At 58.7% G+C, this 23,211-nt stretch carries 21 protein-coding genes; 9 read left to right on the forward strand and 12 right to left on the reverse strand.

The genetic code is table 11. The features are described from left to right. Nucleotides 1-63: 63 nt before the first annotated feature. Nucleotides 64-852, reverse strand: coding sequence for a hypothetical protein (locus K1X75_01220; GenBank protein MBX7056654.1), 789 nt, complete (start codon nucleotides 850-852; stop codon nucleotides 64-66). A gap of 80 nt (nucleotides 853-932) precedes the next feature. Next, the gene (locus K1X75_01225; GenBank protein MBX7056655.1) at nucleotides 933-2,204 is read right to left on the reverse strand and encodes an ATP-dependent 6-phosphofructokinase; all 1,272 of its coding nucleotides are present in this window, start codon (nucleotides 2,202-2,204) and stop codon (nucleotides 933-935) included. 184 nt (nucleotides 2,205-2,388) lie between these two features. Between K1X75_01225 and K1X75_01230 the strand changes: the two genes are divergently transcribed. The 4 genes from K1X75_01230 to K1X75_01245 all read left to right on the forward strand — a co-directional run bounded on the left by K1X75_01230 (nucleotide 2,389) and on the right by K1X75_01245 (nucleotide 8,642). Then, nucleotides 2,389-5,790 (forward strand): efflux RND transporter permease subunit, encoded by a 3,402-nt coding sequence (locus K1X75_01230; GenBank protein ID MBX7056656.1) that lies wholly within the window; start codon nucleotides 2,389-2,391, stop codon nucleotides 5,788-5,790. A gap of 58 nt (nucleotides 5,791-5,848) precedes the next feature. Then, nucleotides 5,849-6,427: a hypothetical protein gene (locus tag K1X75_01235; protein ID MBX7056657.1), complete on the forward strand. Its 579-nt coding sequence runs from the start codon at nucleotides 5,849-5,851 to the stop codon at nucleotides 6,425-6,427. Between the two features lie 113 nt (nucleotides 6,428-6,540). Further along, a complete protein-coding gene (locus tag K1X75_01240) occupies nucleotides 6,541-8,271 on the forward strand; it encodes a glycosyltransferase family 39 protein (GenBank protein MBX7056658.1) in 1,731 nt (576 codons plus the stop codon). Then, nucleotides 8,268-8,642 (forward strand): hypothetical protein, encoded by a 375-nt coding sequence (locus K1X75_01245; protein MBX7056659.1) that lies wholly within the window; start codon nucleotides 8,268-8,270, stop codon nucleotides 8,640-8,642. Before K1X75_01240 ends, K1X75_01245 begins: the two co-directional genes overlap by 4 nt. A 51-nt stretch (nucleotides 8,643-8,693) precedes the next feature. Here K1X75_01245 and K1X75_01250 read toward each other — a convergent pair whose 3' ends face one another. Further along, on the reverse strand, nucleotides 8,694-9,548 hold the full coding sequence (locus K1X75_01250; protein MBX7056660.1) for an SDR family oxidoreductase: 855 nt from the start codon (nucleotides 9,546-9,548) through the stop codon (nucleotides 8,694-8,696). A 103-nt stretch (nucleotides 9,549-9,651) separates the two neighbouring features. On the opposite strand from K1X75_01250, the gene K1X75_01255 reads away from it, so the two are divergent. Next, on the forward strand, nucleotides 9,652-11,166 hold the full coding sequence (locus K1X75_01255; protein ID MBX7056661.1) for a hypothetical protein: 1,515 nt from the start codon (nucleotides 9,652-9,654) through the stop codon (nucleotides 11,164-11,166). 91 nt (nucleotides 11,167-11,257) lie between these two features. On the opposite strand, the gene K1X75_01260 is transcribed toward K1X75_01255, so the two are convergent. Further along, complete coding sequence (locus K1X75_01260) at nucleotides 11,258-11,491, reverse strand: hypothetical protein (GenBank protein ID MBX7056662.1); 234 nt, start codon at nucleotides 11,489-11,491, stop codon at nucleotides 11,258-11,260. A gap of 251 nt (nucleotides 11,492-11,742) precedes the next feature. On the opposite strand from K1X75_01260, the gene K1X75_01265 reads away from it, so the two are divergent. The 3 genes from K1X75_01265 to K1X75_01275 are packed head-to-tail and all read left to right on the forward strand — an operon-like array spanning nucleotide 11,743 to nucleotide 14,436. Next, a complete protein-coding gene (locus K1X75_01265; protein ID MBX7056663.1) occupies nucleotides 11,743-13,029 on the forward strand; it encodes a citrate synthase in 1,287 nt (428 codons plus the stop codon). After that, nucleotides 13,029-13,415 (forward strand): ParB N-terminal domain-containing protein, encoded by a 387-nt coding sequence (locus tag K1X75_01270; protein MBX7056664.1) that lies wholly within the window; start codon nucleotides 13,029-13,031, stop codon nucleotides 13,413-13,415. Before K1X75_01265 ends, K1X75_01270 begins: the two co-directional genes overlap by 1 nt. Before the next feature lie 7 nt (nucleotides 13,416-13,422). Continuing rightward, complete coding sequence (locus K1X75_01275; protein MBX7056665.1) at nucleotides 13,423-14,436, forward strand: hypothetical protein; 1,014 nt, start codon at nucleotides 13,423-13,425, stop codon at nucleotides 14,434-14,436. A gap of 32 nt (nucleotides 14,437-14,468) precedes the next feature. On the opposite strand, the gene K1X75_01280 is transcribed toward K1X75_01275, so the two are convergent. The 5 genes from K1X75_01280 to K1X75_01300 are packed head-to-tail and all read right to left on the reverse strand — an operon-like array spanning nucleotide 14,469 to nucleotide 19,291. Then, nucleotides 14,469-15,518 (reverse strand): radical SAM protein, encoded by a 1,050-nt coding sequence (locus K1X75_01280; protein ID MBX7056666.1) that lies wholly within the window; start codon nucleotides 15,516-15,518, stop codon nucleotides 14,469-14,471. After that, nucleotides 15,518-16,591, reverse strand: a complete 1,074-nt coding sequence (gene purM / locus K1X75_01285; GenBank protein MBX7056667.1) for a phosphoribosylformylglycinamidine cyclo-ligase — start codon at nucleotides 16,589-16,591, stop codon at nucleotides 15,518-15,520. The genes K1X75_01280 and purM overlap by 1 nt, the downstream gene beginning before the upstream one ends. Nucleotides 16,592-16,607: 16 nt before the next feature. Beyond that, the gene (locus K1X75_01290; GenBank protein ID MBX7056668.1) at nucleotides 16,608-17,576 is read right to left on the reverse strand and encodes a hypothetical protein; all 969 of its coding nucleotides are present in this window, start codon (nucleotides 17,574-17,576) and stop codon (nucleotides 16,608-16,610) included. A 54-nt stretch (nucleotides 17,577-17,630) separates the two neighbouring features. Then, a complete protein-coding gene (locus K1X75_01295; protein MBX7056669.1) occupies nucleotides 17,631-17,846 on the reverse strand; it encodes a hypothetical protein in 216 nt (71 codons plus the stop codon). Nucleotides 17,847-17,851: 5 nt separating this feature from the next. Further along, nucleotides 17,852-19,291, reverse strand: a complete 1,440-nt coding sequence (locus K1X75_01300; protein ID MBX7056670.1) for a family 1 glycosylhydrolase — start codon at nucleotides 19,289-19,291, stop codon at nucleotides 17,852-17,854. Nucleotides 19,292-19,334: 43 nt separating this feature from the next. Here K1X75_01300 and K1X75_01305 point away from each other — a divergent pair, with 43 nt between their 5' ends. Continuing rightward, the gene (locus K1X75_01305; protein ID MBX7056671.1) at nucleotides 19,335-20,078 is read left to right on the forward strand and encodes a hypothetical protein; all 744 of its coding nucleotides are present in this window, start codon (nucleotides 19,335-19,337) and stop codon (nucleotides 20,076-20,078) included. Between the two features lie 74 nt (nucleotides 20,079-20,152). Here K1X75_01305 and K1X75_01310 read toward each other — a convergent pair whose 3' ends face one another. From K1X75_01310 to K1X75_01320, 3 genes are all read right to left on the reverse strand, one after another. Further along, nucleotides 20,153-20,770 (reverse strand): ribonuclease D, encoded by a 618-nt coding sequence (locus K1X75_01310; protein MBX7056672.1) that lies wholly within the window; start codon nucleotides 20,768-20,770, stop codon nucleotides 20,153-20,155. Between the two features lie 13 nt (nucleotides 20,771-20,783). Then, complete coding sequence (locus K1X75_01315; GenBank protein ID MBX7056673.1) at nucleotides 20,784-22,304, reverse strand: hypothetical protein; 1,521 nt, start codon at nucleotides 22,302-22,304, stop codon at nucleotides 20,784-20,786. A gap of 95 nt (nucleotides 22,305-22,399) precedes the next feature. Beyond that, nucleotides 22,400-23,134 (reverse strand): transglycosylase SLT domain-containing protein, encoded by a 735-nt coding sequence (locus K1X75_01320; protein MBX7056674.1) that lies wholly within the window; start codon nucleotides 23,132-23,134, stop codon nucleotides 22,400-22,402. Between the last annotated feature and the right edge of the window lie 77 nt (nucleotides 23,135-23,211).

A 23,211-nucleotide genomic window follows, 5' to 3' on the forward strand; every position in this document is an offset into this window, starting at 1 on the left:
GGCATGAGCTTCCCGTCACGAATGCCGACGATGAGACGGCGCGCGCTCAGAAATTGGAAGTGATCAAGGAAAGCGATCAACAAAGTGCGGCGCGGGGCCGGCCGCCGATCCCATCTCGATCAATTGAGCGGAGTTCTCCAGGTTTTGCGCGCCGGCTTCGGCCAGCAGAAAAGCGCGCACTGCGGCATCTGCGGGATTTGTGGGGACGTAGTTCAGAATCACATTGGCCACCCGGGCGGCAGGCAATTCGCTATCCAGCGTGGCTTTGAGCTCCACAATCAAAAACGGGACGCGACGATGCAGAAACTGAATCTGAGTGCCGGTGGATTGGTAGAAGCCATTGTTGCTCTTGAATGTGAGCAAACGAAACTCGCGAACATGGAACTCCCCGGCGGGAACGCTGATTTTCTGCGAGTAGATAATGTCGCCGCTTGCATCTTGCGGTCGTTCAATATAGCCAAAGTCGCCAGGACGAGCTACACGAATTCCTTCTCGGTCTAGCGGGTCGTCGGAATCTACATATTCGGCGCGGAGCACTCGCCCCTCGGCATCGCAATAGACATGGTAAGCGAATCCCTTCAGGCCCTGCGCCATAAGCGGCGCGCTGATAAATTGCTGACTGAATTCAACTGTGCCATCGGCCGCAACCGATTCCACCCGGTAACGAATACGGCCGCCTTTAGAAAGCTCGTGAATGGCGTAATCGCCCGGTTGTGGCGTCGCGTGCACAGGAACCCAGTTAGGAACCGCTGCCGAAGTAATCAATGGGCGCAGCATGAAAGTCGGCAGACAGGCGCTGAAATGCCATGCCAGGGTGAGGATGATGGGCAACGACAGTGCAGGGCGAGACATGGCCGCTTATCGTCCGCCACGCGCTGCGCGTCGCATACTTTTTCCGCTGGCCATTGTAACGGCCAGATTCGCGACCTGACTCAGCGCATTTCCGGCTGGCCGGTGCTTTCACGCACAATCGACCAGAGGTAGCCATCGCTGGCCACGCGCTTGCGCTGGCCATGGATGGCCTCCAAGGGCACATACGTGAAGTACGAGTTCCAGTAGCCGGCAAGAAAGCCGCTGCGGCCGCTCATGGCGCCATGAACCGCGTTTTGAGCCAGCATGATGCAGTAAACAGCGTCTTCGGCGCCAGCCGGCATGCTGCGTATACTGTAGCTTGGATCGATGTATTTGAGCGCAATCGGGACGTGCGCGCTGCGAAAGTGTTCGGCGATTTCCTCGCACAATAGTTTTCCAATATCGCCGTAGCGCTTGTTGCCGGAAGCATCGGCGCCCTGATCGCTGAAGTGTTCCTGCCCGGCGCCCTCGGCGACGACTACCAGGGCATGGCCCTTGCGTTGCATGCGCGCTTCCAGAGCTTCCAGCAAACCGCCGGCGCCGTGCAGTCGAAAGGGCGCTTCGGGAATCAGACAGAAATTCACTTCCGTCGATGCAATGGCGGCATAGCTGGCAATGAAACCCGAATCGCGACCCATTACCTTGACTACCACGATTCCATTGGGAGCGCCCTTTGCTTCGGCATGGGCGCCGCCCAGCACCTGTGCGGCCAATGTGACTGCCGTAGAAAATCCAAAGGTGCGACTGACAAAGGCGATGTCATTGTCGATGGTCTTGGGTACGGCGGCGACGGCAATCGACGAGCCGCGACGCCGCAGTTCTTCATCGAGCAGGTGAGCGCCGCGCAGCGTTCCATCGCCGCCGACCGTAAAAAGAATATTGATGCCGTTTTTCTCCAGAGTATCCGCCATGATACTCACATCCTGATGGCCGCGCGAGGATCCCAGAATGGTGCCGCCTTGATTGTGGATGTTTTCCACATCGTGCAGCGTCAGCTCGCCTGGCGGATGCTTGCTGTCCGGAACCAGACCGGCGTAGCCGTAGCGGATGCCAAGAACCGACGGCAACCCGTATTGCAGGCGCAGCATGCGCACCATGCTTTGAATTACGTTGTTCAGTCCGGGGCACAAGCCGCCGCAGGTCACGATAGCGGCGCGCGTTCTGGCCGGATCGAAGTAAAGCTTGCGGCGCGGCCCGGCGTTTTCGAAGTACAGGGGACCTGGCTTGCGATCCGGACCGAGGGCGACTTCCAGCATGACGCCTTCCGCTTCGTCGATGAATTTTTCGATTTCCAGCGGAGAATCATAGCGGCATTCGCCAAGTCTTCGGACAGCCAGTTCGCTTTGCTCCATGGTTCATTCTTGTCTTCGGCCTGAGCGGCAGGCAAGCGACATTAGCTGAGAGCTCTCAAGGTTCATAGCGGAAGATCGTCCGGAGCTAGTAGTTACGCGGACATTCAGCCGTAGGAATTGACAGGCCAAACAAGATAGCTGAACTGGCGCAGTTCAAGCGTTCCATGCGACGCCCCGGCAAGTCATGAGCTTCATCATAGAGTATTTTTTGCAGCGCAGCATCTTTGTTAACCTGTGCACTTTTTTGATCATTGTGGTCGGAGGTTGGGTGGCCGTTGCCATGAACCGCGAGGCCTTTCCCAATGTGGACTTCGATCTGGTTACGGTCGCCACCATTTACCCCGGGGCGTCGCCAGAAGAAGTGGAAAAGCTGGTTACCAACGAGCTGGAAGACAGCATCAAAGAAGTCGATGGCATCGAAGAGTACCGATCCTACTCGGTGGAAAATCGCAGTACGCTGGTCATCAAGATCGATCCCGACGTCAGCGATTCGCAAAAAGTCATTGATGACATACGCAGCGCCGTCGACCGCAGCGACGATTTGCCTGCCGATGCTGAGAAGCCGATCATTACCGAGATCACCACGGCGCGTTCGCCGGTTATTGAGTACGCGATGTGGAGTGAGGCCGGCGCCGGTCAGCGCGAGTTGAGCTATGATGAATTGCGCGATCTGGCCAAGAAGCTGGAGGATCGATTGCGTCTGCACCCCGGCGTGGCTCGCATTGAGCGCAAAGGCTACCTGGATCGCGAGATCCAGGTGCAGCTCAATCCAGACGCTTTAAATCGAAACTACCTGGCGCCGCTGCAGGTGGTTCGCGCCCTTGCTGAGCGCAATGTCAACCTTCCCGGCGGCGATTTGCAGCTGGCCGACTCCGAGCTGGTCGTGCGCACCGTCGGCGAGTTTGAGACGGCGCAGGAGGTTGCGCAAACGCCAGTGCGCGGCAATGATATCGGTCAGCTGGTGCGTGTTGCCGATATTGCGCGGGTGCTGCCAGGCTACGCCGATCCTGACTATCTGGAAAGCTCGATGAGCCAGCGCGCCATCAATCTGGTCGTCATCAAGCGACAGTCGGCGGATATCGTTAAGCTGGTGAACGATACCAACGCAATCGTCGCCGAGTTCCGGCGCTCCGCGCCGCCGCAGCTGGCAATGACCGAAATCAACGATTTCTCCTTCTTTGTGAAGCGTCGCCTGGGCGTGCTGGTAACCAATGGACTGATCGGACTGGTTCTGGTCGTGCTCTCGCTCTTTTTCTTCATGGGCTGGCGCACGGCCTTGATGGTCGCCCTTGGCATCCCCGTAGCAATGGGCATGACCTTTTTGATCATGCGATCGATGGGCATCACGCTGAACTTGATTTCGATGTTTGGCCTGATCATCGTCGTGGGAATCCTGGTGGACGATGCCATCGTAGTCAGCGAGAACTTTTATTCCTATCTGGAGCGGGGAATGCCGGCCTATGAGGCTGCCATCAAAGGCACTGCTGAGGTCATCTCGCCGGTCATGGCGACGGTTACCACAACCATCGCCGCCTTTGCGCCCTTGATGTTCATGTCCGGTATTATGGGCAAGTTCATCTATACCATCCCGCTGGTAGTCATCCTCGCCCTGACTTCCTCCTTGCTCGAGTGCATATTCTTTTTACCTTCGCACCTCTATGACGTGAACAAGTACTCGCAACGCAGCGGCGAGGTGAAAGGGGAAGGCGATTGGTTTTTGCGCTTCAGGGAGCGCTTCTATGAGCCGGTTCTGGGGAAGTTGTTGCGGCACAGGTACAAGGCGGTGCTGGCGCTGATCGGCGTCTTTTTCCTCTCGCTTTTTATATCGTATGCTTTTGGAAAATTTAAGCTCTTCCCTGGCGCCATCGATGCGCTTCATGTCAAGATCACAGCGCCCAACGGCCTTTCCAAAGAGGCTACGGAGCGATTCGTTCGAGCCGTCGAATATGAGATCCGTAAGCTATCGGATCGAGACCTCAAGAACTACGTAGCTCGCGCCGGTATCACCCAGAAGGACGCCAACGATCCTTTTACCAGGCGCGGTTCAAACTACGCCGATATCAAGATCTATCTGCAACCCCAGGACGACCGCCTGACCGAACAGTCTCGCGCGGTCGTTGCCATATTGCGACGCCGCACACAATGGCTGTTGAATCCTGAAGCCCTGGCGCGTTGGCGCGAACAGCAGCAGTCCGACCAACGAGAACTCCAGCGCCTGGGCGTGGACTACCGGCAAATTGCCAGTATTCAGGAGACGCCGCCGGCCGAGTTCGCCGATCTGGCCGGGCGCCTCGAGTCTCTGGAATTTGACGAGTTTGCCGGCGGGCCTCCGGTAGGCAAGCCGGTGGCCATCGAATTGAGCGGCGACGACTTCGATACGCTGCAGCGTATGGCGGATGAGTACAAAGAGGCCCTGCACCAGATTCCGGGCGTGATCGATATCGATGATGATTACCTGCAGGGTAAACAGGAGATTCGACTTCATGCCAACGATCGATTGCTGGCGCAGACCGGAATTTCGCTGCAGCAGCTGGCGCTGACGGTTAACACCGCTTTTGCCGGCGCCGTGGCTACAACACTGCGCAAAGCTGATGAAGAAATTGATATTCGGGTGCGCTTCGACCAGAGCTATCGGCAATCGCTGGCGTCCATTTTGAAAATCAATATTGTCAACAGCGGCGGTCATTTGATTCCGCTTTCCCAAATTGCCAGCTCGACGCGCGGCCTTGGCGTTCGTTCGATCAACCACAAGGAAGGTCGACGTCTGGTCACGGTTGGCGCCAATCTCAGCGACAATCGATTGAATCCGGCCTCCGTCGCTCAGCGCGTGCAAGTATTGGCAGCCGGCGTCCCTGCGCGTTTTCCCGGGGTGGAAGTCGCCTTTGCCGGGGAGAACAAGGATACCGAGGAATCGATGGCCAGTCTTGGACGGGCGATGGCCATCGCTCTGGTTGTCATTTACATGATCCTGGCTTCAACCTTCAAGTCGCTGGTGCAGCCGCTGATTATCATTGCCGCCATTCCATTTTCTTTTATTGGCGTGGGTCTGGCGTTTGTGGCGCATCAGGAACCCTTCAGTTTCCTGGCCTTCCTGGGCGTAGTCGGGTTGTCGGGCGTTGTTGTGAATGACTCGATTGTACTCATTGATTTTGCAAACCGGCTCAAGTTTGAAAATCCGGAAATGAGCAATACGGATATTGCGCTGCGCGCCGGCAGCCTTCGCCTGCGCGCCGTGCTCTTGACTACTCTAACTACGGTGCTTGGACTCCTGCCGACGGCCTATGGCATAGGCGGCAAGGACCCATTTATTGTGCCAATGGCTCTGTCCTTTGCTTATGGTTTGATCTTTGCAACTATCTTGACGCTTGGTTTTGTGCCCTTGCTCTACGTATTTGTTGAGAATCGGAAGGATCGCTTCAAGATCTGGCTGGATCATCGCTTTGCCCATCGCAAAAGCGCTGCTGCCATCCCCAGACCATGGGAAGCCTCGCTCAGTCCGGAGCAGGCGGGATCCAGCCTGTATCCATTGGAGAACGAGGAGGGCGCGGGGCAGTCCGCTGCCGTGCGCCGCCGCCGGACAAAGTAGGGTAAATTTCAACTATCCTGATTGCACTGGATGCGGTCGCCTCGCCGATACTGTCGCCATGGAGACCTCCGCTGCTATCGCCCTCAGCGGCGGCCTGGCCCTGGCCGGTTCGTTGACGGCGACCGTAGTGGCCTTGCTGCGCGATCGCCAGGAACGTCTTCGGCATCGGCTGCAGTTAGCCCTGGAGCGTCGGCGCTTTCAGCACGAGCAGCGGCGCTGGCGCATTGAGTTTACCCGCGATCGCGAACTGGCGCTCTTTCAGGAACGCCTGCGCAGCTATCCGGCGCTGCTCAAGAGTCTGGGTGCGCTTGGCGAGCAACGTTCGCGCCGTATTGCGCCGGCCCGATTGCGCCGCCTGGCCGGCGAGTTGAATGAACTTGGCTATGGACCAGCCGCGCTGGCGATGCTGGCCGATACGCGGCGGGCGCTCTTTATCTTGCGCGATCGCTGTCGCCGCAATGGACGCACACCCGCCGAAATGGAGAAACTGCTAAAAGCGCGCACCGATTTGATCGAATTGCTGCGTCGCGACCTGAATCACAGCAGTCTCTGGCGCAGCGCGCGGCCCTTGCTCGACTGGAATGAACGTGCACTGAACTCCGAAGTCCTACTTCATTCTAGAACGCTTACGCGCTGATCGGTCGTCGGGCTGGCGCTGCACGCCAGGCCTCCGGCGCAGGGCAGCTATCGGATTGTAAAAATAGGTAACTTCAGTTGTCACTTTAAGTCTTTACCGCTATCTTAAGAGACATGCGCAGCTGGCAATTCCTGTCGGAGGGCCGGGCAACGGGGGACATTCTCCGTCTGCTGGCGCTGCTATCATTTGGCGTACTCTGGCTATTGCCGGGCATCGGCGGAACAGCGCTGTTGCAACAGGGCGATGAGGCCATGCACATTGCCATCATCGAGGAAAGCCTCGAAGACGGCGCCTGGCTTGCGCCACAGCTTTATGGCGTTCCAAATCCCTTCAAGCCGCCATTGCTTTACTGGGCCGGCATGATTAGCAGTGCGATCTTTGGACCAGGTCTGGCCGCGGCTCGGCTGCCCTCTGTCCTGGCTGGCGCGCTAACCGCCGCACTGATCTACATCATGCTACGGCGCGCCCGAGTGTCTGCATTGCGTTCTACGCTTTTTTCAGCGCTCTACCTGATCTCGCTGGCGGCCGTTAAGTTTTCCCGCCTGGCGCTGATGGAGGCGATGCTGACGTTGTTGCTGACAGCCGGCGTCGCCGCCCTGCTTGAGTACTGGCGTCATGGCCATTCCTTCTGGCTATTGCTTGCCGGGCTGCTGAGCGGTGTTGCCGCGTTGCTCAAAGGTCCGCTGGCCCTTGTCTATCTGGACCTGGCGCTGCTGGCCTGGACTTCATTGCATTTGCTCCGATTTCAGATCAAGAACGGACGTCTCTACTGGCGCGGCCGATCGGCATGGATCGAGACGCTGCGCGTCTGGACGCTGGTCAATGGCGCAGCGCTGTTCGTTTTTGGACTGTGGATGGCGGCGCTGGCCGCTGGTAATCAGCACGGCGCGGATTTGCTGCGCTTCTTTCTGGTAGTAGAAAACGCAGGGAAATTCTCCGGCGCCGCACAGGGCGAATGGCGCATTGCACTGGGGCTTCTTCTCTACACCATGCCCTGGACGCCCTGGCTGGCTTACCTGCTGTGGAAGAGCGCCTCCGGTCGCGTTCTTCATCCGCGTCAACGCGACGGCCGTATCCTGCTGCTGGCGGCGGCGCTGATGGTACTCTTGCATCTGATTCCGGAGCGCAAGGGCGATTACTACGTCGCTCCCTTTTTGCCGCTGGTCTGGATAGGCGCCGCCTTAAGCACCAACGAGGCCCTGGTCGGGCGGGGGGCCTGGGCGCTGCAGGCAACCAGAGCGCTGGCTTTCCTCCTCTGGCTTGTGTCGCTGGTTGCGGCCCTATGGGCCGGCCTTAGCGTACAATCCTCAATCGTTTTTGCTCTATCGCTCTTCGCCCTGGTCCTGGCCCGGACCCTTGTGCGCTATCACAAAAGCGAGCGTGCGCCAGTGTGGTCGGCGCTGCTTGCGGGGCTGGCAGCCACGCTTGCATTTCAGTTTGGTACGCTTTCGGCGCTGGAGCGTCCGCTGATTGGCCACAACCGCCTTGCACGACAGGGCGCCTACTGTGTTGCCTCGCAAAACCCGCACGACATCCAGAAGATTGCTATCGCCCTGCCCGAAGCGGAAATCATCGCCTACTCGCCGGTAACCGAACAAGATTGCCTGAGCGGCGGACGTCTCTTGCTGATCTTGCGAGAGGCAACGCAACCTCCGGCGGGTTGGCGGAAACGCAGCGAATGGCCAATCTATCGCGAACAATTCAATGAGCCGGTCTGGCCGCGATTGATACGCGATCGGTCGGCAGTGATGGACTCTGCCGTTCTCTATCAGCCGGCTTCATCCGTCTGGCAGGATAGTCGCGCTGAGCCGCACCGCGTTGCCGCAGGAGAGGCCAATCCATGACCCTTCAGAGAATGAGGCGAATCCGTCGCTGGTCGGTTCGCTTACCCTATCTGGCGCCCTTGCTCTTACTGGGAACTGCGGCTTTGTTTCAGTCGGTTCAGGCGCGAATAGCGCCGCAGTCTCAGGCGGCGGCCCCCGCGCAGCACTGCGCAGTGATCTGCGGCGAGATGAGCTCCTGTCTGCGTGAGGCGTATCCCACGGAGTACGAGCAGCAAAGCAGCGTGATCTGGCCGGCCTGCCAGAAGGCCTGCGAACGCTATGGCGATGCAATGGAACTCTGTCGCCCGGCCAGGGCCGGAAGCTGTCAGAGTTCCTTGCTTTGCCTGCTGAGCAAGGTGCAAAGCGTGAACGCCGGAACGGGCGGTCAGTGAAGCGTAGCGCCTGCTAAGAGCGCGTCCAAAAACCCCATCCGTGGAGCGGCTCTAAGCGTCGCGATTGCGCCGCGAATTCATCGCCGCGTGTAGTTGCTCGACGCTTGGCATAGCGCGCAACGGACTGATTGCCTCGCCGCCGTCAAAGGGAACATTCGTCCCCGTCATCCAGCTGGCTGCTGGCGAACACATAAACACGGCCAGATCGCCGACTTCCTCGGCCAGTCCGGTGCGCTGCAGGGGCACGGCTTTCTTCCAGGTTTCCTCGCTGAAGTCCGTGCCCATCTCAAAGGCCTTGGAGACGCCCTCTGTAACAATCGGACCTGGCGCAATGGCGTTGACGCGGATGTTATGCGGCGCCCATTCCAGAGCCAGGGTCTTGGTCAATGCGTCAATGCCGCCCTTGGCCGAAGTAGCCGGGGCCATGCCGATCCAACCATCCTTCTGCAAATTGGAACTGATGCTGATGATCGATCCGCCGCCGCGGGCCTTCAAATACTTGAAAGCGGCGCGCGAACAATAGAAGGTCCCGTGCAGATCGATTTCCAGGACCGCCAGCCACAGTTTGTCGCGCAGCTTTTCGGCAGGCCAGTAGAAGTTGCCGGCGGCGTTGTTGATCAGGATATCAATGCCGCCCATCTTTGCAGCCGCATCTTTGAAGGCCTCGTTTACCTGCGCCGAGTGACGCACATCCAGACCCAGCCCCAGACTGCGTACGCCAAATTCCTTCTGCAGCACATCCGCTGCCGCGACGCATTTCTCGGCGGTCCGACTGGCGACGACGACATCGGCGCCGGCGCGAGCCAGACGCCGCGCAATGCCATTGCCGATGCCCGTCGCGCCGCCAGTTACCAGCGCGACCTTGCCCTTCAGAATTCCGTCGCGGAAGATCCAGTCAGGTCCCATCGCGTCCAGTTGCCGGCGATGCGGGCCACTGGCAAGCGAGTTGCCAGAGTGGAGCTCGCTATTTCCCGATTGACGATCTACAGGGAGCTTCTGCGCTCCAGTCGTGCTTCGTCAGAATGATGTCATTTACTTCCTGCTCACCGATCGCTTTTTCAATGGCGACCCGGATAACAATCGAGATGTAGATCTGGCCAATCCGCAGGCCTATCATGGCGGCGATTTTGCGGGAATCATCCAGAAGATCCCGTATTTGAAAAATCTGGGAGTCAGCACTCTATGGATCACGCCGGTCTATGAGAACATTCATCTGCCAGAGTCAAAATCCTTTGGCTATCATGGCTACTGGCCGCTGCACTTTGATCGCGTCGATCCGCACCTTTACCGGCCAACGGCCGGTCGGGCGCCCGGCGATAAGGCCTACCTCAAAGACCTGGTCGATGTGCTGCATCGCAACGATCTGAAACTGATGCTGGATATGGTCGTGAACCATACCGGCTACAACCATCCGGCGTTGCGCAATGAACCAGGGACGCCGATGCGCGCTGATTGGTTCAATGCCGAAAGTTTGCAGTCCGATGAAGAGGGCCGCATGTGGGGACTGCCTGACATCGACCAGGATCGGGCCGAGGTTGCCGACTACTTCGTGAACGATATTCTGGACTGGATTGATCGGACCGATCTGGACGCAATTCGGATGGATACGGTCAAGCACGTAGAGCGCACCTTCTGGCAGCTTTACAAGCAGTACGTTCGAGGAAAGTATCCGGAAGTGTCGCTCTTGGGAGAAGTGCTTTCGGGCGACGTTGGCCTGCTGTCGCTCTACCAGAAATTCTTTGCGTTTGACTCCGTATTCGATTTCCCGCTACAGTTTACGCTCTCCGACGTATTTGTACGCGACATGTCGCCGCGTCTGCTGGCGCGACCCAACCTGCATCCCTTTGAACCGCCCGGTGCGCTGGATCGCGACAGCGAGTACACCAATGCCAATCGTCTGGTCACGCTGCTGGACAATCACGACCTTCCGCAGCGTTTCTTTACAACCTGCCTGGATCGTTGCGGCGGGCACGAAGTCTCGGCGCTGCGCATCATGAAGCTGGCGCTTTGTTTTCAATTGACCACTCGCGGCATTCCGCAGCTCTACTACGGAACGGAGATCGCGATGCAGGGCCGCGGCGATCCAGACAATCGCCGCGACATGCCGTGGGCGATCTTTGGCGGCGGATTGCAACCATTGCCGGAGCATCTGCTGGAAGGCGAGGTCTTCGCCTGGACAAAGTCGCTGCTGCAATTGCGCCGACAAAACGAAGCGCTCAGCTTTGGATCGCTGCACACGCTCTATGTGGACGACTTTGTCTATGTCTACTTGCGCGAGTTCCAGGGCGAAACGGCTATTGTCATTTTGAACAACGGCTGGGAAGCAATGAGCTTGCCGCTGCGCGTAGCAGTGGCGGGCAACAGCGCAATACCGCCGCGAACGGTGCGGATACTGGAAAAGATGGAGCTGATCGACTATCTCGATCCGCAGGCGCCGCCAGTACATTTGCAGCAGGGCGATCTCTGGCTTGCGGCGCCGGGCAAAGGCGCCCGCGTCTACGTGCAACGCGGGCTTTACTCCTGAGGCTGGCGCTGAACAGCTGCGCAGGCGGCGGCCTTCGATTTTGTGTGCTAAGCAATAGTACGCTTCCGTTGGGAAGCAACCGTCGCCGCTCTCACGCTGCGCCGCCGCCAACGATCAGGCGCAACACGGGTAGTATTGCTACAACGCCGTTGAGGATCAGTCCGCTCTTCTTATCCGAAAAGCCGCCCAGTAACATTCCTATGACCGCAATCACCAGCGGAAACCAGTTCATCCACCCAAGCAGGGGAATGATGCTCACCAGGAAGACCGCCATCATAAAAACCGAGTTTAAGGCGGCGATAAGAATAGATAGTATATTCAGCACGGAAGACTCCGGGGCATTTGCGGCCAGGACCGCAGCCACATTTTGATACGGCAGAACATTCCTGGCGCGCCGCTGGCGGCAAGCATCACTTTTTCGACCCTCCAGGGGCCGCCGGTATTGGGGGCCGGACAAGCGGACCATTCGCTTTTTCCTTGTCGTCGCAGGGGGCGTTTGCCATTGCTGGGGTCGCCGCCTGAAACCGCCCGCTGCCGGCGTCGGCTGCAAATACAAACAAGACTGGGGAAAGACGAATGTCTGAAAGCGCAAAACTGGTATTCCAGGACAAAGAATATGAGCTGCCTGTTCTACGCGGCAGCGAGGACGAAGTCGCAGTTGATATCACCAAGTTGCGCGGCCAATCGGGCATAGTAACCATCGACGAGGGTTACATGAATACCGGGGGCACCACCAGCGGCGTAACCTTTCTGGATGGCGAAAAGGGGATTCTGCGTTACCGGGGCTACCCGATCGAGCAGCTGGCTGAAAAGTCCAGCTTTCTGGAGGTGTCCTATCTGCTGATCTACGGCGAGCTGCCAACCAAGCAGCAATTTGAGGATTTCCGCACCCGCGTGACCATGCACACGATGATCCACGAGGATCTGAAGCGACTTTACGACGGATTTCCCAAGGATTCGCACCCGATGGCAATCCTGTCTTCCATGATTTGCACCCTCTCTGGATATTACACCGATTCTAGCGATCCGCTCGATCCAAAGCATCGTGAAATCTCCATAACGCGTCTGCTGGCAAAAACGCCTACCATCGCTGCCTACTCGCATAAGAAGTCGATCGGCCAGCCCATGGTCTATCCGCGCAACGCCCTCAGCTACGTAGGCAATTTTCTGAACATGATGTTCTCGGTGCCGGCTACTTCCTATGAGGTGGACCCGATTGTCGAGCGCGCCCTTGATTTGCTGTTGATTCTGCACGCCGACCACGAGCAAAACTGTTCTACCTCGACGGTGCGTCTGGTAGGTTCCAGTCGCGCCAATCTCTATGCCACGATAGCCAGCGGCGTCTGCGCCCTGTGGGGGCCGTTGCACGGCGGCGCCAACCAGGCGGTGATCGAGATGCTGGAGCGGATTCATTCCGACGGCGGCGATGTGTCCAAGTATCTGGGACTGGCCAAGGACAAGAATTCGACTTTTCGGTTGATGGGTTTCGGTCACCGCGTTTACAAGAACTTTGATCCCCGCGCTCGAATCATCAAGAAGGCCTGCGACGATGTGCTCAACCGTCTTGGCGTGCATGATCCATTGCTGGAAATCGCCAAGAAATTGGAAGAGGCGGCATTGAACGATCCCTACTTCGTTGAGCGTAAACTCTACCCCAACGTCGACTTCTACTCTGGAATCATCTACCGGGCCATTGGCATCCCTACGGAGATGTTCACCGTCATGTTTGCACTGGGCCGCATGCCCGGGTGGCTGGCGCAATGGAAAGAGATGATTGAAAATCCGCAGACCAAGATCGGTCGTCCGCGGCAGATCTACACCGGCGCAACCTCGCGCGACTATGTCCAGCTGGAGAAGCGCTGATGCGGGTTCGCGTCGTCGACATTAAAATCGGAAATCGGGTGCGCCGCGATGCCGGCGACCTTTCCGAGCTGGTGGAGTCGATGCGGCGGCTGGGCTTGCTGCAACCGGTGGTCATCGATGCAGACAACCGCTTGATAGCCGGGTTTCGCCGTCTGCAGGCGGCGCGTGAGTTGGGCTGGGAATCAATCGAGGCCCGTCTGGTCGATGTACAGGATCAAAAAGAGCGCATTCTCATGGAGGTGGATGAGAATGTTGTACGCCGCGAGTTTTCACCGGACGAGATGGATCGGGTGGATCGGCTGCTTCATCGTTATTCGCGTAGCGGAATTTTCTGGCGCCTGGTAAATTGGTTTCTGGATCTTCTCGATCGAATCTTTGGCAGGTGAGTTCAGCATGCGTCGATTAGCGGTGTTTCAGGCGGGAGTTTTACTGACACTGGCAATTGCGGCCGGCAGTCTGCAGGCTGCGCCGCAACGAAGCAATGAGGAGCTGCGCATTCATTTTGGATTTGGCGGCAGCCAGCACAGCCCGGATCTGGAAGAGAAGGCCTACAATGATCGGCTCTATGGTTCGCTTCTGGCTGGCGGCGTTGGCTTCAATACGGATTGGCAGGAGACCTACGGCGGCGGAGTCGACTTCTTGCTGGAGTATCTGCGCGGTCCGTGGCGCTTTTCATTTTTCAATGAAGGCGCCGGATCCAGACCAAAGTACCTTGGCTTTAGCGCTGTGCAAAGCAGCAGCCTGAGCTTCACGCAGTTGGAGTCGGTAGAGGTCGATTCGCTGGGTCGCCTGAACACGCGGGCCGAAGCAGGCTACGACCTGCTGCGCGGGTCAGAAAGCAATCAACTCTTCCTGGTATTCGGGATAGCCGCCATGGCTCAGCGCGCTGAGTACAATCGGCTGACGGTCAATACGGCCAGCGCGGGCGGCCTCAGTGCATCGGCGATTGGCCTCGGTCTTTCCGACTATACTCAGGAATCTGCAGTCGGGCCGGCGCTTGGCCTTGATTACCGCTATCAGGCCACAGAAACTCTGGAACTGCAGGCCGCCTTGCGTCTGCTGGCGATGGGCGGCGACTGGGAGATGGAGCGCATATCGCTGTTCAGCAATGGCGCCGTGGATTTGCGCACCGAAAGCGGGGACCTATCAGCAGCCGGCTTCAACTTGCTCCTTGGACTGCATTGGGCTTTTGCCGAGAACTGGCTGCTGGACTATACGATCTCAGTTACGTCGCTGCAGATTGGCGACGAAAATGTTACTCCGATTGCATTGAACAGCTCTACGAGTTTCGACGCTTCGCGCTACTTGCTGGACTACGCTCTGACCTACCCGGGAAGCAGCCACAATGATACGATTTCTGTCGTTTCGCTTGGAGTTAGCTATCGACTTTCGCTGAGCGAGGAATAACCGCTCGCCGCGCCTGCGTTGATCGATGGCTTTCAGCTGGCGCTTTTTAGGGCCAGCATGCCGCAGGCGCCATTGATGCTGCGGCCAGGCGATCCGCGATTGAAGGCCATCACGCCGGCATCGAGCAGCGCGCTGTAGAAACTGCTGCTCTCCTCTTCCGTTGGCCGCCGCCAGCCATGCAGATCCGTATTCAGCGGGATTAGATTCACTTTGCAACGCACGGAGCGCGCAATCTTTATTAGCTGCCTCAATTCCGACGGGCCCATGTTGACTCCGGGGATCATGACATATTCAAAAGTAAGGCGTCGGTCCAGTTCGCGTGTGAAGCGCCGCGCTACAATCAGCAATTCACGCAGCGGATACTTTCGATCAATGTCCATAATTTCACCGCGCTGTTCCGGGTCGGGGTGATTCAATGATATGGCCAGATTGAAAGGCTCACGATTCTGGATAAAACGTTCGATGCCGGGAATGACCCCCGCCGTACTGATCGTAATATGGCGCGCGCCAAGGTTCATGCCATCGGGATGATGCAGGATGCGCGCGGCGCGCAGAACATTTTCGTAGTTGTGGAAGGGCTCGCCCATGCCCATAAATACCACATTGCTGATTGTTTCCTTTCGTCGGCGAATCAGTTCGTACACCTGATCTACAATTTGCCAGGTCTCCAGATTTCCTCGAAATTCCAGAGTTCCTGTGGCGCAGAAGCTGCAGTTCAATGTGCAGCCAAGTTGCGAAGAAATGCAAATCGTTCGCCGGTTTTCTGAAACCAGCCAGACTGCCTCGAAACGGCGAGCGCGACCGGCGCGATCATCAGGCAGCGCGAAGAGCGCCTTTTCAACGCCGCTGGCCTCGCGCTGGCTCTGCAGCCACTGCAGTTCTGGAAAGGCGCCAATCTCTGCCAGGCTCTGGCGCAGGGAGATGGGAAACTCGCTGAAATCATCGAGCGAAGCAGACAGATGCTTGTTGATGCGCTGGAAGGCCTGCCTGGCGCGGTAGCGCGGCTGCTCGATGCCCAGAAAAAACTCCTCGAGTTCGCTCTGGCTCTTGCCTTTGAGAATGAAATCGCCGCCGGTCTTCATCAGAAGCGGACCTCGACTGCAGATTCTTGCCGTGGAACGACCCGGCCAATGCGTCGTACTGCACCCAGCGCTGGCGTTGGCGCAGCGGCCATCGTCTCTTTCAGGCGAGCCAGTGTTGCGTCTGCTTCGCTTTCCGGAACATAGAGCAACAAGCCCATGCCCATATTGAAAACCGAAAACATCTCCTGGCGCAAGACTGGACCGCGATCTGCAATTTGTAGAAATAGTTCAGGCGGCGTCCAGGACCCGGCGTCAATTTGTGCTGTCAGAGTGTCGCCGAGCATGCGCGCCGCATTTTCGTAGAATCCGCCGCCGGTAATGTGCGCCATGGCGCGAATCGGAGCGCCCTCTTCCAGCAGCGGTCGAACTACAGGTTCATAGATCAATGTGGGGCGCAGCAAGATCTCATCGCGCAAGAAGCGTTGATCCGCTGCGTTCGCTGGCAGTTGCAGCCCCTCTTTCAAAAAGATTCTACGTACCAGTGACATGCCATTGGAGTGAATGCCGCTCGAAGGCAGGCCAAGAATTACATCGCCCGCTGCGACACGGCTGCCGTCGATGAGTCGATCTGCTTCCACAGCGCCGACCACGAATCCGCCGAGGTCGTAGTCTTCGGCGGCCATCGTGTCGGGATGTTCGGCCGTTTCTCCGCCCAGCAGCGTGCATCCTGCCTGCCGGCAGCCGGCAGCAATGGATTCCACCACGCACGCCAGTCGCTCCGCGGAGAGCTTGCCGGTAGCAATGTAGTCCAGAAAGAAGAGCGGGTTGGCGCCGCTTACCAGCAGATCATTGACACACATGGCCACGAGGTCGATGCCAATGGTTTCGTGTCGATCAAAGAGCTGCGCGAGGCGCAGCTTGGTTCCCACGCCGTCCGTGGAGCTTACCAGCAGCGGCTGCCGATAGGATTTCAGAAAGCTGACATCAAACAGTCCGGCAAAGCCTCCGCGATCTCGAAGCCATTCCGGTCGCGCAGTACTCTGCACGGCGCTTTGAATGCGCCGTACGAAGGCCTGCCCGGCGTGGGTGTCAACGCCGGCATCGCGGTAACTCAAGGATTGCTCGCTAGCCATGGCGCCAGAAACCCCCTCAGGGCTCAGTGCGTATCTCCGTTTCAGGCGATCGAAGATCGATATTGAGCGTGAAGCTGCGCTGCTGACTGTTGCCAACGGCATCGGTAACCCGAATGGTTAGCGTCGCCGGGCCTTCTCTGTCCAGAATCAAGGGCTGTTCCTGTGGAGCAATGCTGAAGCTTTCGTCATTCAAACGATATTCCAGCGTAGCGCCCTTTTCCACCGCCGGAAAGCGGATGCCCTGGCGATTGATCAAGACGCTTTCGCCTGGCGCCGCATCGCCAAACATGCGAGGAAGCGCCGGAGGAGTCAGATCCAGCAGATACTGAAAACTTTCGATTGGCGTTTCATTTTGCAATCGATCAGTGGCGCGGTACTCAATCAGTCCGCGTCCGCCTTCAAAGGCCAGGTCGCGCAATGGCAAGGGCGATACATAAGGCTGCCAGGCTTCCTGCGCGCCGCGCCGCCACTGCAGCGACTCGACGCCGCACCCTTCATCGCTGGCGCTCAATGCCAGCGTGGCGCCGCCGCCAACTTCCAGCATGGGTCCAGTTCTGGTTCCGGAGAGCGCAAATTGCAATTTGGGAGGAGTGCTGTCGATCCTGATGGCGCGCACCTGCTCAGCGCTGCGATTCCCCGCACGATCGACGCTGTACCAGCGAACGACATAGAATCCGTCGGCGCGCAGCTCCAGCCGTCGGTTGGCGCTGCGATTGTAGGGTCCTTCGTTCAGCTGTACGTAGACATCATCCACGCCCGAAAGCGCATCCTGGCTGACGAAGTTGAGGGTCAGACTCTTGCCCGTCGGCAGCGAGAACTGCTCCGCCGGGCCGGTGAGCTGCGGCGACGAACCCGTCGCGTTGCTGGCGCCATTTGCACCCTGCTCGATACGCAGCGGCGGAAGGGCCTGGTCGGGGCCGGCGCTGGCCGCGCTGGCAAATAGCAGCAGTCCGGGACCCAGGCTGCCCATCAGGGCAGCGAACATCGTGGCTCGCTTCACCCCTCCATGCACGGCGTAGCCGCCTGGCAGGGCAAGTCTTTAGACGGCGTCGCGCTGGCCAGCCTGCCGTCGACTTTGAAAAGGATAGCTGGCCTGACCCTTGAATTCCACGCCCTCGGAGAGCAGTCCTTCTTCCAATTTGTGCAGGCGGTCCTGGCAACGCCGGCAGTGGGCAAGATGCAAGCGCAGCTCGCCTGGCGTGGACCGGCCCAGGCTGTGGTCCATCAACTGGTTGTCTTCCGGGCAGGTCGACATTGCTCTTAACTCATCGACGGGAGCGGCGAGCGTCCCGATCGAATTATCTGCGACAGAGCCGTCGCTGACGGGCGCAGACTGCGCTTCAGAGTTGCATAGTCTATGGCGACCAGCCCAAAGCGAGGCTCGTATCCCTCAGCCCATTCGAAATTGTCCATCAAGGACCAATGAAAGTAGGCCTCCACACGAGCCCCTTCGCGCATGGCGCGCGCCGTCTGTGCCAGATGCTGGCGAATAAAATCGGCGCGCATCTGATCCGTGGCGTCAGCGATCCCGTTTTCGGTAATCCAGATTGGACGATCGGGATAGCGGTCGCGTACTTCAAGCAGCAGCTGGTAGAGGCCTTCGGGATAGATCTCCCATCCCAGATCGGTTTTTTGCGCCGACTGCACGGGCTGGATGGCAATGCCAAAGCGACCAAGGGCCTTCCAGGAAAAGGCAATGCGATCACGGCTGTAATAGTTGATGCCAATGAAATCCCAGGCGGCGCCATCGTGCAGCTTCTCACCGCGCCCCAGCGGTCGCCGCAATTCGCCGGACTCCAGGCAATCCATAAAACTCCAGTTGAAGCGATAGGCGGCCGACTGGCAGCGGTCGCGGTCCAATGCGCTTTCCGGATCAGCGGGCGCCATATAGCGCAGATGCTTGGCGATGGAAATACGCGGAGCGGCAAATCCCTTACGCGCATGGATCTCGCGAATCCGATCGTAAAGATGGAAGTGGGTGCGCACCAGATTGCGCTGGACGCGCAGCGATTCCAGGTATCCGACCGGACCGCTGCGACCAGGCGGCCAGCGTCCGTCAACGTAGGACAACAAGGCGTAGACGTTTGGTTCGTTGATCGTTGTGTAGTCGCTGACCAGATCGCCGACATGTTCGACGATCCATTCGGCAAAGCGCCAGAAGTCGGGCAGGTTTTCCTCGCGGACAAAGCCGCCGCGCTCGGCCCACCACTGCGGCAATGTAAAATGGAAGAGGGTAAGCAACGGCCGGGCGCCAACCAGTTGCAGTTCGTAGAGCATCTTGCGCAGGTGATCCAGGGCGCGGCGGTCCAGCGGCGCGTCGGCCGTCGGCTGGAATCGCGACCAATCGACGCCAAAACGATAGGCGTTCAAACCAATGCGCCGCAAGTACTGGTAGTCTTCCGCATAGCGGTTCCAGTGATCGCAGGCCGTTTCCGGACCTTGACCCCCGGCAATGCGCCCTGGAATACGAGAAAAGGCGTACCAGTCCGAAGAAAGATCTCCGCCATCGATTTGCGTGGCAGCAGTTGCTGCGCCCCAGAGAAAGGAGGAAGGAAAGTTTCGCCCGGCATCAGCGTCGCGCCTGGCGCCTTTCCTGGGACTTGCGGAAGTAGCTGCGCTGCGACGTTTCGCGCTTGCCTTGCCAGCCGCAGCGGTCGATTTCTTACTGACTTTCCTGTTGACTTTCTTGCTGGCGCCCATCGGCCATCCAGGACTTCCTCGAATTATGCAGCGTCAATCGCGATTGAAGCTACCTCTGCCCCGGCCGCTGTTCGCCGCGAGCCTGCTGTTTGGCGCCGTCCTTGCCCTTGGCATTTTGCACGCAGAGGATGCTGATCGTCCAACGGGTCCTGCGCCTGCAGCTTCGCCAGGCCCGCTCAGTGAGACGGAATGCAATGCACTCATGGAACGGGAGCTGGAGAGCCTGACCGCCATGATTGATGGACCGCTCTCGCCGGCGCTGCGCGCCGCAAGAATGCAAATTCTCAGCGAGCCAGGACGTAGCGAGTACCTCCGACAGTGTCGCCTGCAATATACGCGTCATTTCTACGAATGTCGCATGGCCGCCTCAGGATTGGCGGCCATGCTCAGTTGCCAGCAAATCGATCAAGCGGAGGCCGCAAATGGCGACGCAGGCGCCGCCGCAGCCGGAGGCGATATGTCTGCCGGCAGCCAGAACGGAGGTTCGTCCGCGCCGCTGCCCGGCGTCGAGGCGGTGGAGAGCGTCTCGGTTCCCGTGACCGATGCCAGTTGTGCGCGGGCCTACGAGCATATGCTGCAGGTCGCACTGCAGTCGCCTGGTTTTGCCAGCCGCGAGGACCAGCAGAGCTTGCGCCAGAGCTGGGAATCAGCTCCGGCGCGAGAATCGTTTCGCCGGCGCTGTCGCGCTCGCTTTCAACCGGCAGATCTTGGATGTATTCTTCATAACAGCGATCCGGACGTAGTCCAGGCCTGTTTGCTGGTTATCCCGGCGGACGAACCAGGCTGACGGAACTCTAAGCCCTCAGCGGCCGTGCAGGCGATGAGGGCCGCACGCCGCGCGGCTGAATTGGGCTACAGCCATCAATGAGCAAATATGTCCTCGTAGCCCAGCTGATCGAGCTGTCGGCGCACGCTGAGGAACTGGAAGCAAGCCTCGGCAAGGTGCATGCGCTTTTCGCGCACAAGAATCTCGCTCAGCTTGCGGCGCAGCTCGAACAGATAGCGAACATCGTCCGCAGCATAGACAACTTGATCTTCGCTGAGCGTTTCGCGACCCCAGTCGGAAGATTGACTGGTCTTGTCCATCACTTCGCCGCAAAGCTCGCGCACTACATCCTTTAGACCGTGGCGGTCGGTGTAGGTGCGCGCCAGGCGCGACGCCAGTTTGGTGCAAAACACGCCGCGTACATCAATCTGGATGCGCTGTTTGAGAAAGAGCAGGTCCATGCGCGCAAAATGGAATATCTTGATCACGCCAGCATTCTCTAGGACCTGCTGCAGCAAGGGCGCGCCGTCCGCTTCATTGATCTGCACCACAGCGCAGTCGCCGCGTTCGGCGCCAATCTGGACGGTACACAGTCGATCCCGGAAGGGATTGAGACCCATCATTTCACAGTCGACTCCCAGTTCCGGGCGCGACTGAAAGTCAGCGGCAAGTTCGCGGCTCAAATCGCCTTTGAGAACAATAGGCTTTGCCATAGCAACGCAGCTTTCAATGCGCCGCAAGCGGGGTCAATTGTAAACGAAGCGGGCAGATCCCACTCTGGCAGTCGACCTTCGCCTCCGCTGACTGGTAGCCATCTCGACTGGCGCGGATCTGAAGCTCTGCCGGAAACTCCAGAAAGTAGTTATAACGCCCGTTACGCGGCGAAGTATACAGGGCTTCGTTGTGAAAGTAGTAGTGTTGTGGCGTACGCAATCGCGCCTCGAGCGGCCTGTCGTTCTGATCCACAACCTGCACCTGCACCACGGGCCCTTCCTCGATTAGCTGTAGGGCGCGAAGCGAGAGCGATCGCATCCCCTGAATGGTCAGTCGGCCGGCCGGCTCAAAAGGAGGATGCAGCTGGGCGCCTTCTACTATGAAGGCCATGACGCCATAGGCCTGAAACATCCAATCCTGATCGGTGCCATCAACCGCATAGAGGTTGTGGGCGACTTCATAGGCCTTTTCCGGCCTGTAGCTCTGACCGGCGCGGGCCAGCTCCTCGCCCATGCGCCAGGAAGCGCTGGGCACGGGAGTGTGTGCGCCTTCAATGGTGTAGGGCGCCAGTACCCGCGTGGCAAAGCAATGGTAGGAGAGGGCGATGGCAAAGCGAACGCGGCTCGTAAGCGCCATGATGGCTTGCGTTTCCGGTTCTGACGCCGGCGATGGACCGCGATAGAAGATGCTGCGCGGTTCGCCGCTGGAGGCGCGCTCTATGCCAGAGTTCCAGAAGAACGGATAGTTGCGATTGAGATCGACGCCATCATCCGAATTCCAGCCTCTGGGTTCGGTATTGTCACGGCCATTCTTGCGGCCTGACCAAACATTCTTTTCCCAGAAGGCATGTACGCCGTCCGGATTGGCCACCGGAACAATCCAGAGTTCATAGTCGCGCAAGAACTTCTGTAATTGCAGGCTGCGACGACTGAGCACGCCGCGGCTGCTGGTCTGCTCAAGTATCGGCGAGGAACATGCGTCTTCGACTTGCGCATCACAGCCGTAGAGAACGTAGTACGCCAGATCGAGCGGGAAATTCACGGCCAGCGGCTCATTGCCGTGCTGTGCGCCGAGGTAGAGTACGGCAGGCTTGTAGCCATGATTGCCAGGGTCGTCGCTGATGCGCAGGGCCAGGATTGGACGTCCCTGATGGCTGCGTCCTAGCTCCTGTAAGCGTGTAAGTTCCGGGAAATCTGCCGCCATGCGTCGCAGGCTGCGCCAGGCAAGCTCTTCATCCATGTAGCCGCGCTGCCAGTCTGCCGGTCGCGAACTGCTGCGTCGCAATTCAATCAGAGGATCAATATAACGAAAGGGAGGACTATTTTCAAAGGCAAAGCCGAGAGCTTCCAGGTCGGCGCGTCGGTCCGCAGGAATGCGCACGGAGAGAATGCCGGCGGTGCTATCGACGATGATCGCTTCGTTGGCTGCCACCTGACCGAGCCGCAGGGCCTCGCCGAAGCGCGCCGCCGGAACCCTCAGGATCGCATACGAACCCTGCCACATCAATCGGGCAATATCATTGCGGTCCGGCAATTCCCCCTCTATCGGCGGGAGCTGACAATTTGAATGCCACGCCACAACCGCGCAGACCAGAATTCGAAGCGTCGCTCGCCGCGACGGAGAAAAAGTCAGAGGCTGCGCAGATTGCTGGCCTGGTAGCGCCCGCTTGCGATTTCGCGGTAGGATTGCAGCACTTTGATCCAGTAACGTTCGTCCCACAGGCCGCGCGCCACGGAGGCCGGGCCGGCATTGTATGCAAGGCACACCATGCGGATATCGGGGTGGCCATCAATGAGAAAATTCAAATAAGCAACGCCGCGTCGCAGGTTGTCGCGCGCCGTGAAAAGCTCGCGGCGCAAACGGGGATCGGCGGCCGGTCGCAACGTAACGCTGGCAAATGCCAACCGGGTAGCCGCAACATCTTGTGGAAGCAGACGGCCTTCTTCGTCCAGGCGTCGGTCGAGCCACGCGGCTGTATCCGGCTTGAGTTGCATGTAGCCGCGTGCATCCGAGCGTGAAACAGCCTGTCGATCAAAGGAGGACTCCACAGCAATCAGCGCCGCCAGAAAATAAACGGGATTGATGGCCTTTCCCTCGATATTGAAATGGCCTGGAATGCGCAGCCGTCCGGCCTCGCTCAAAAGTGTGTCCACGAGGACCCGTCGCTCCTCCTCCGCTTTGGAAGGATTACGATAATGGACATAGGCGCTCATACGAAGGCGTGTCAGACGCTCCTGTCGCTGCTCGTTTCTGGTTCCATTTCCGGCCTGCAGGGCCGCGCTGGCAGCGAGGAGCATGACCGCCAGACCGGTCAGCGCAAGGGCCGCATTCCGCAGCTGTGTTCTCTTCGATACGCGCTTCATCCCCGGCCTCTCTTCTGGCAAATTTCAGACTCTATTAGTGCAACGCACAAGATACTGAACGACTTTTTTTGCGCCGC

It is taken from the genome of Leptospirales bacterium, from assembly GCA_019694655.1.
GTDB lineage: Bacteria > Spirochaetota > Leptospiria > Leptospirales > Leptonemataceae > SSF53.

Excerpts from the sequence above, each read along its gene's own strand:
- K1X75_01310 (MBX7056672.1), bottom strand. The coding sequence starts at position 20,770 with ATGGCAAAGCCTATTGTTCTCAAAGGCGATTTGAGCCGCGAACTTGCC.
- K1X75_01275 (MBX7056665.1), top strand. The coding sequence starts at position 13,423 with ATGCGTCGATTAGCGGTGTTTCAGGCGGGAGTTTTACTGACACTGGCA.
- K1X75_01280 (MBX7056666.1), bottom strand. The coding sequence starts at position 15,518 with ATGAAGACCGGCGGCGATTTCATTCTCAAAGGCAAGAGCCAGAGCGAA.
- K1X75_01230 (MBX7056656.1), top strand. The coding sequence starts at position 2,389 with ATGAGCTTCATCATAGAGTATTTTTTGCAGCGCAGCATCTTTGTTAAC.
- K1X75_01320 (MBX7056674.1), bottom strand. The coding sequence starts at position 23,134 with ATGAAGCGCGTATCGAAGAGAACACAGCTGCGGAATGCGGCCCTTGCG.
- K1X75_01250 (MBX7056660.1), bottom strand. The coding sequence starts at position 9,548 with ATGGGACCTGACTGGATCTTCCGCGACGGAATTCTGAAGGGCAAGGTC.
- K1X75_01300 (MBX7056670.1), bottom strand. The coding sequence starts at position 19,291 with ATGGGCGCCAGCAAGAAAGTCAACAGGAAAGTCAGTAAGAAATCGACC.
- K1X75_01295 (MBX7056669.1), bottom strand. The coding sequence starts at position 17,846 with ATGTCGACCTGCCCGGAAGACAACCAGTTGATGGACCACAGCCTGGGC.
- purM (MBX7056667.1), bottom strand. The coding sequence starts at position 16,591 with ATGGCTAGCGAGCAATCCTTGAGTTACCGCGATGCCGGCGTTGACACC.
- K1X75_01240 (MBX7056658.1), top strand. The coding sequence starts at position 6,541 with ATGCGCAGCTGGCAATTCCTGTCGGAGGGCCGGGCAACGGGGGACATT.
- K1X75_01220 (MBX7056654.1), bottom strand. The coding sequence starts at position 852 with ATGTCTCGCCCTGCACTGTCGTTGCCCATCATCCTCACCCTGGCATGG.
- K1X75_01245 (MBX7056659.1), top strand. The coding sequence starts at position 8,268 with ATGACCCTTCAGAGAATGAGGCGAATCCGTCGCTGGTCGGTTCGCTTA.
- K1X75_01225 (MBX7056655.1), bottom strand. The coding sequence starts at position 2,204 with ATGGAGCAAAGCGAACTGGCTGTCCGAAGACTTGGCGAATGCCGCTAT.
- K1X75_01235 (MBX7056657.1), top strand. The coding sequence starts at position 5,849 with ATGGAGACCTCCGCTGCTATCGCCCTCAGCGGCGGCCTGGCCCTGGCC.
- K1X75_01290 (MBX7056668.1), bottom strand. The coding sequence starts at position 17,576 with ATGTTCGCTGCCCTGATGGGCAGCCTGGGTCCCGGACTGCTGCTATTT.
- K1X75_01265 (MBX7056663.1), top strand. The coding sequence starts at position 11,743 with ATGTCTGAAAGCGCAAAACTGGTATTCCAGGACAAAGAATATGAGCTG.
- K1X75_01270 (MBX7056664.1), top strand. The coding sequence starts at position 13,029 with ATGCGGGTTCGCGTCGTCGACATTAAAATCGGAAATCGGGTGCGCCGC.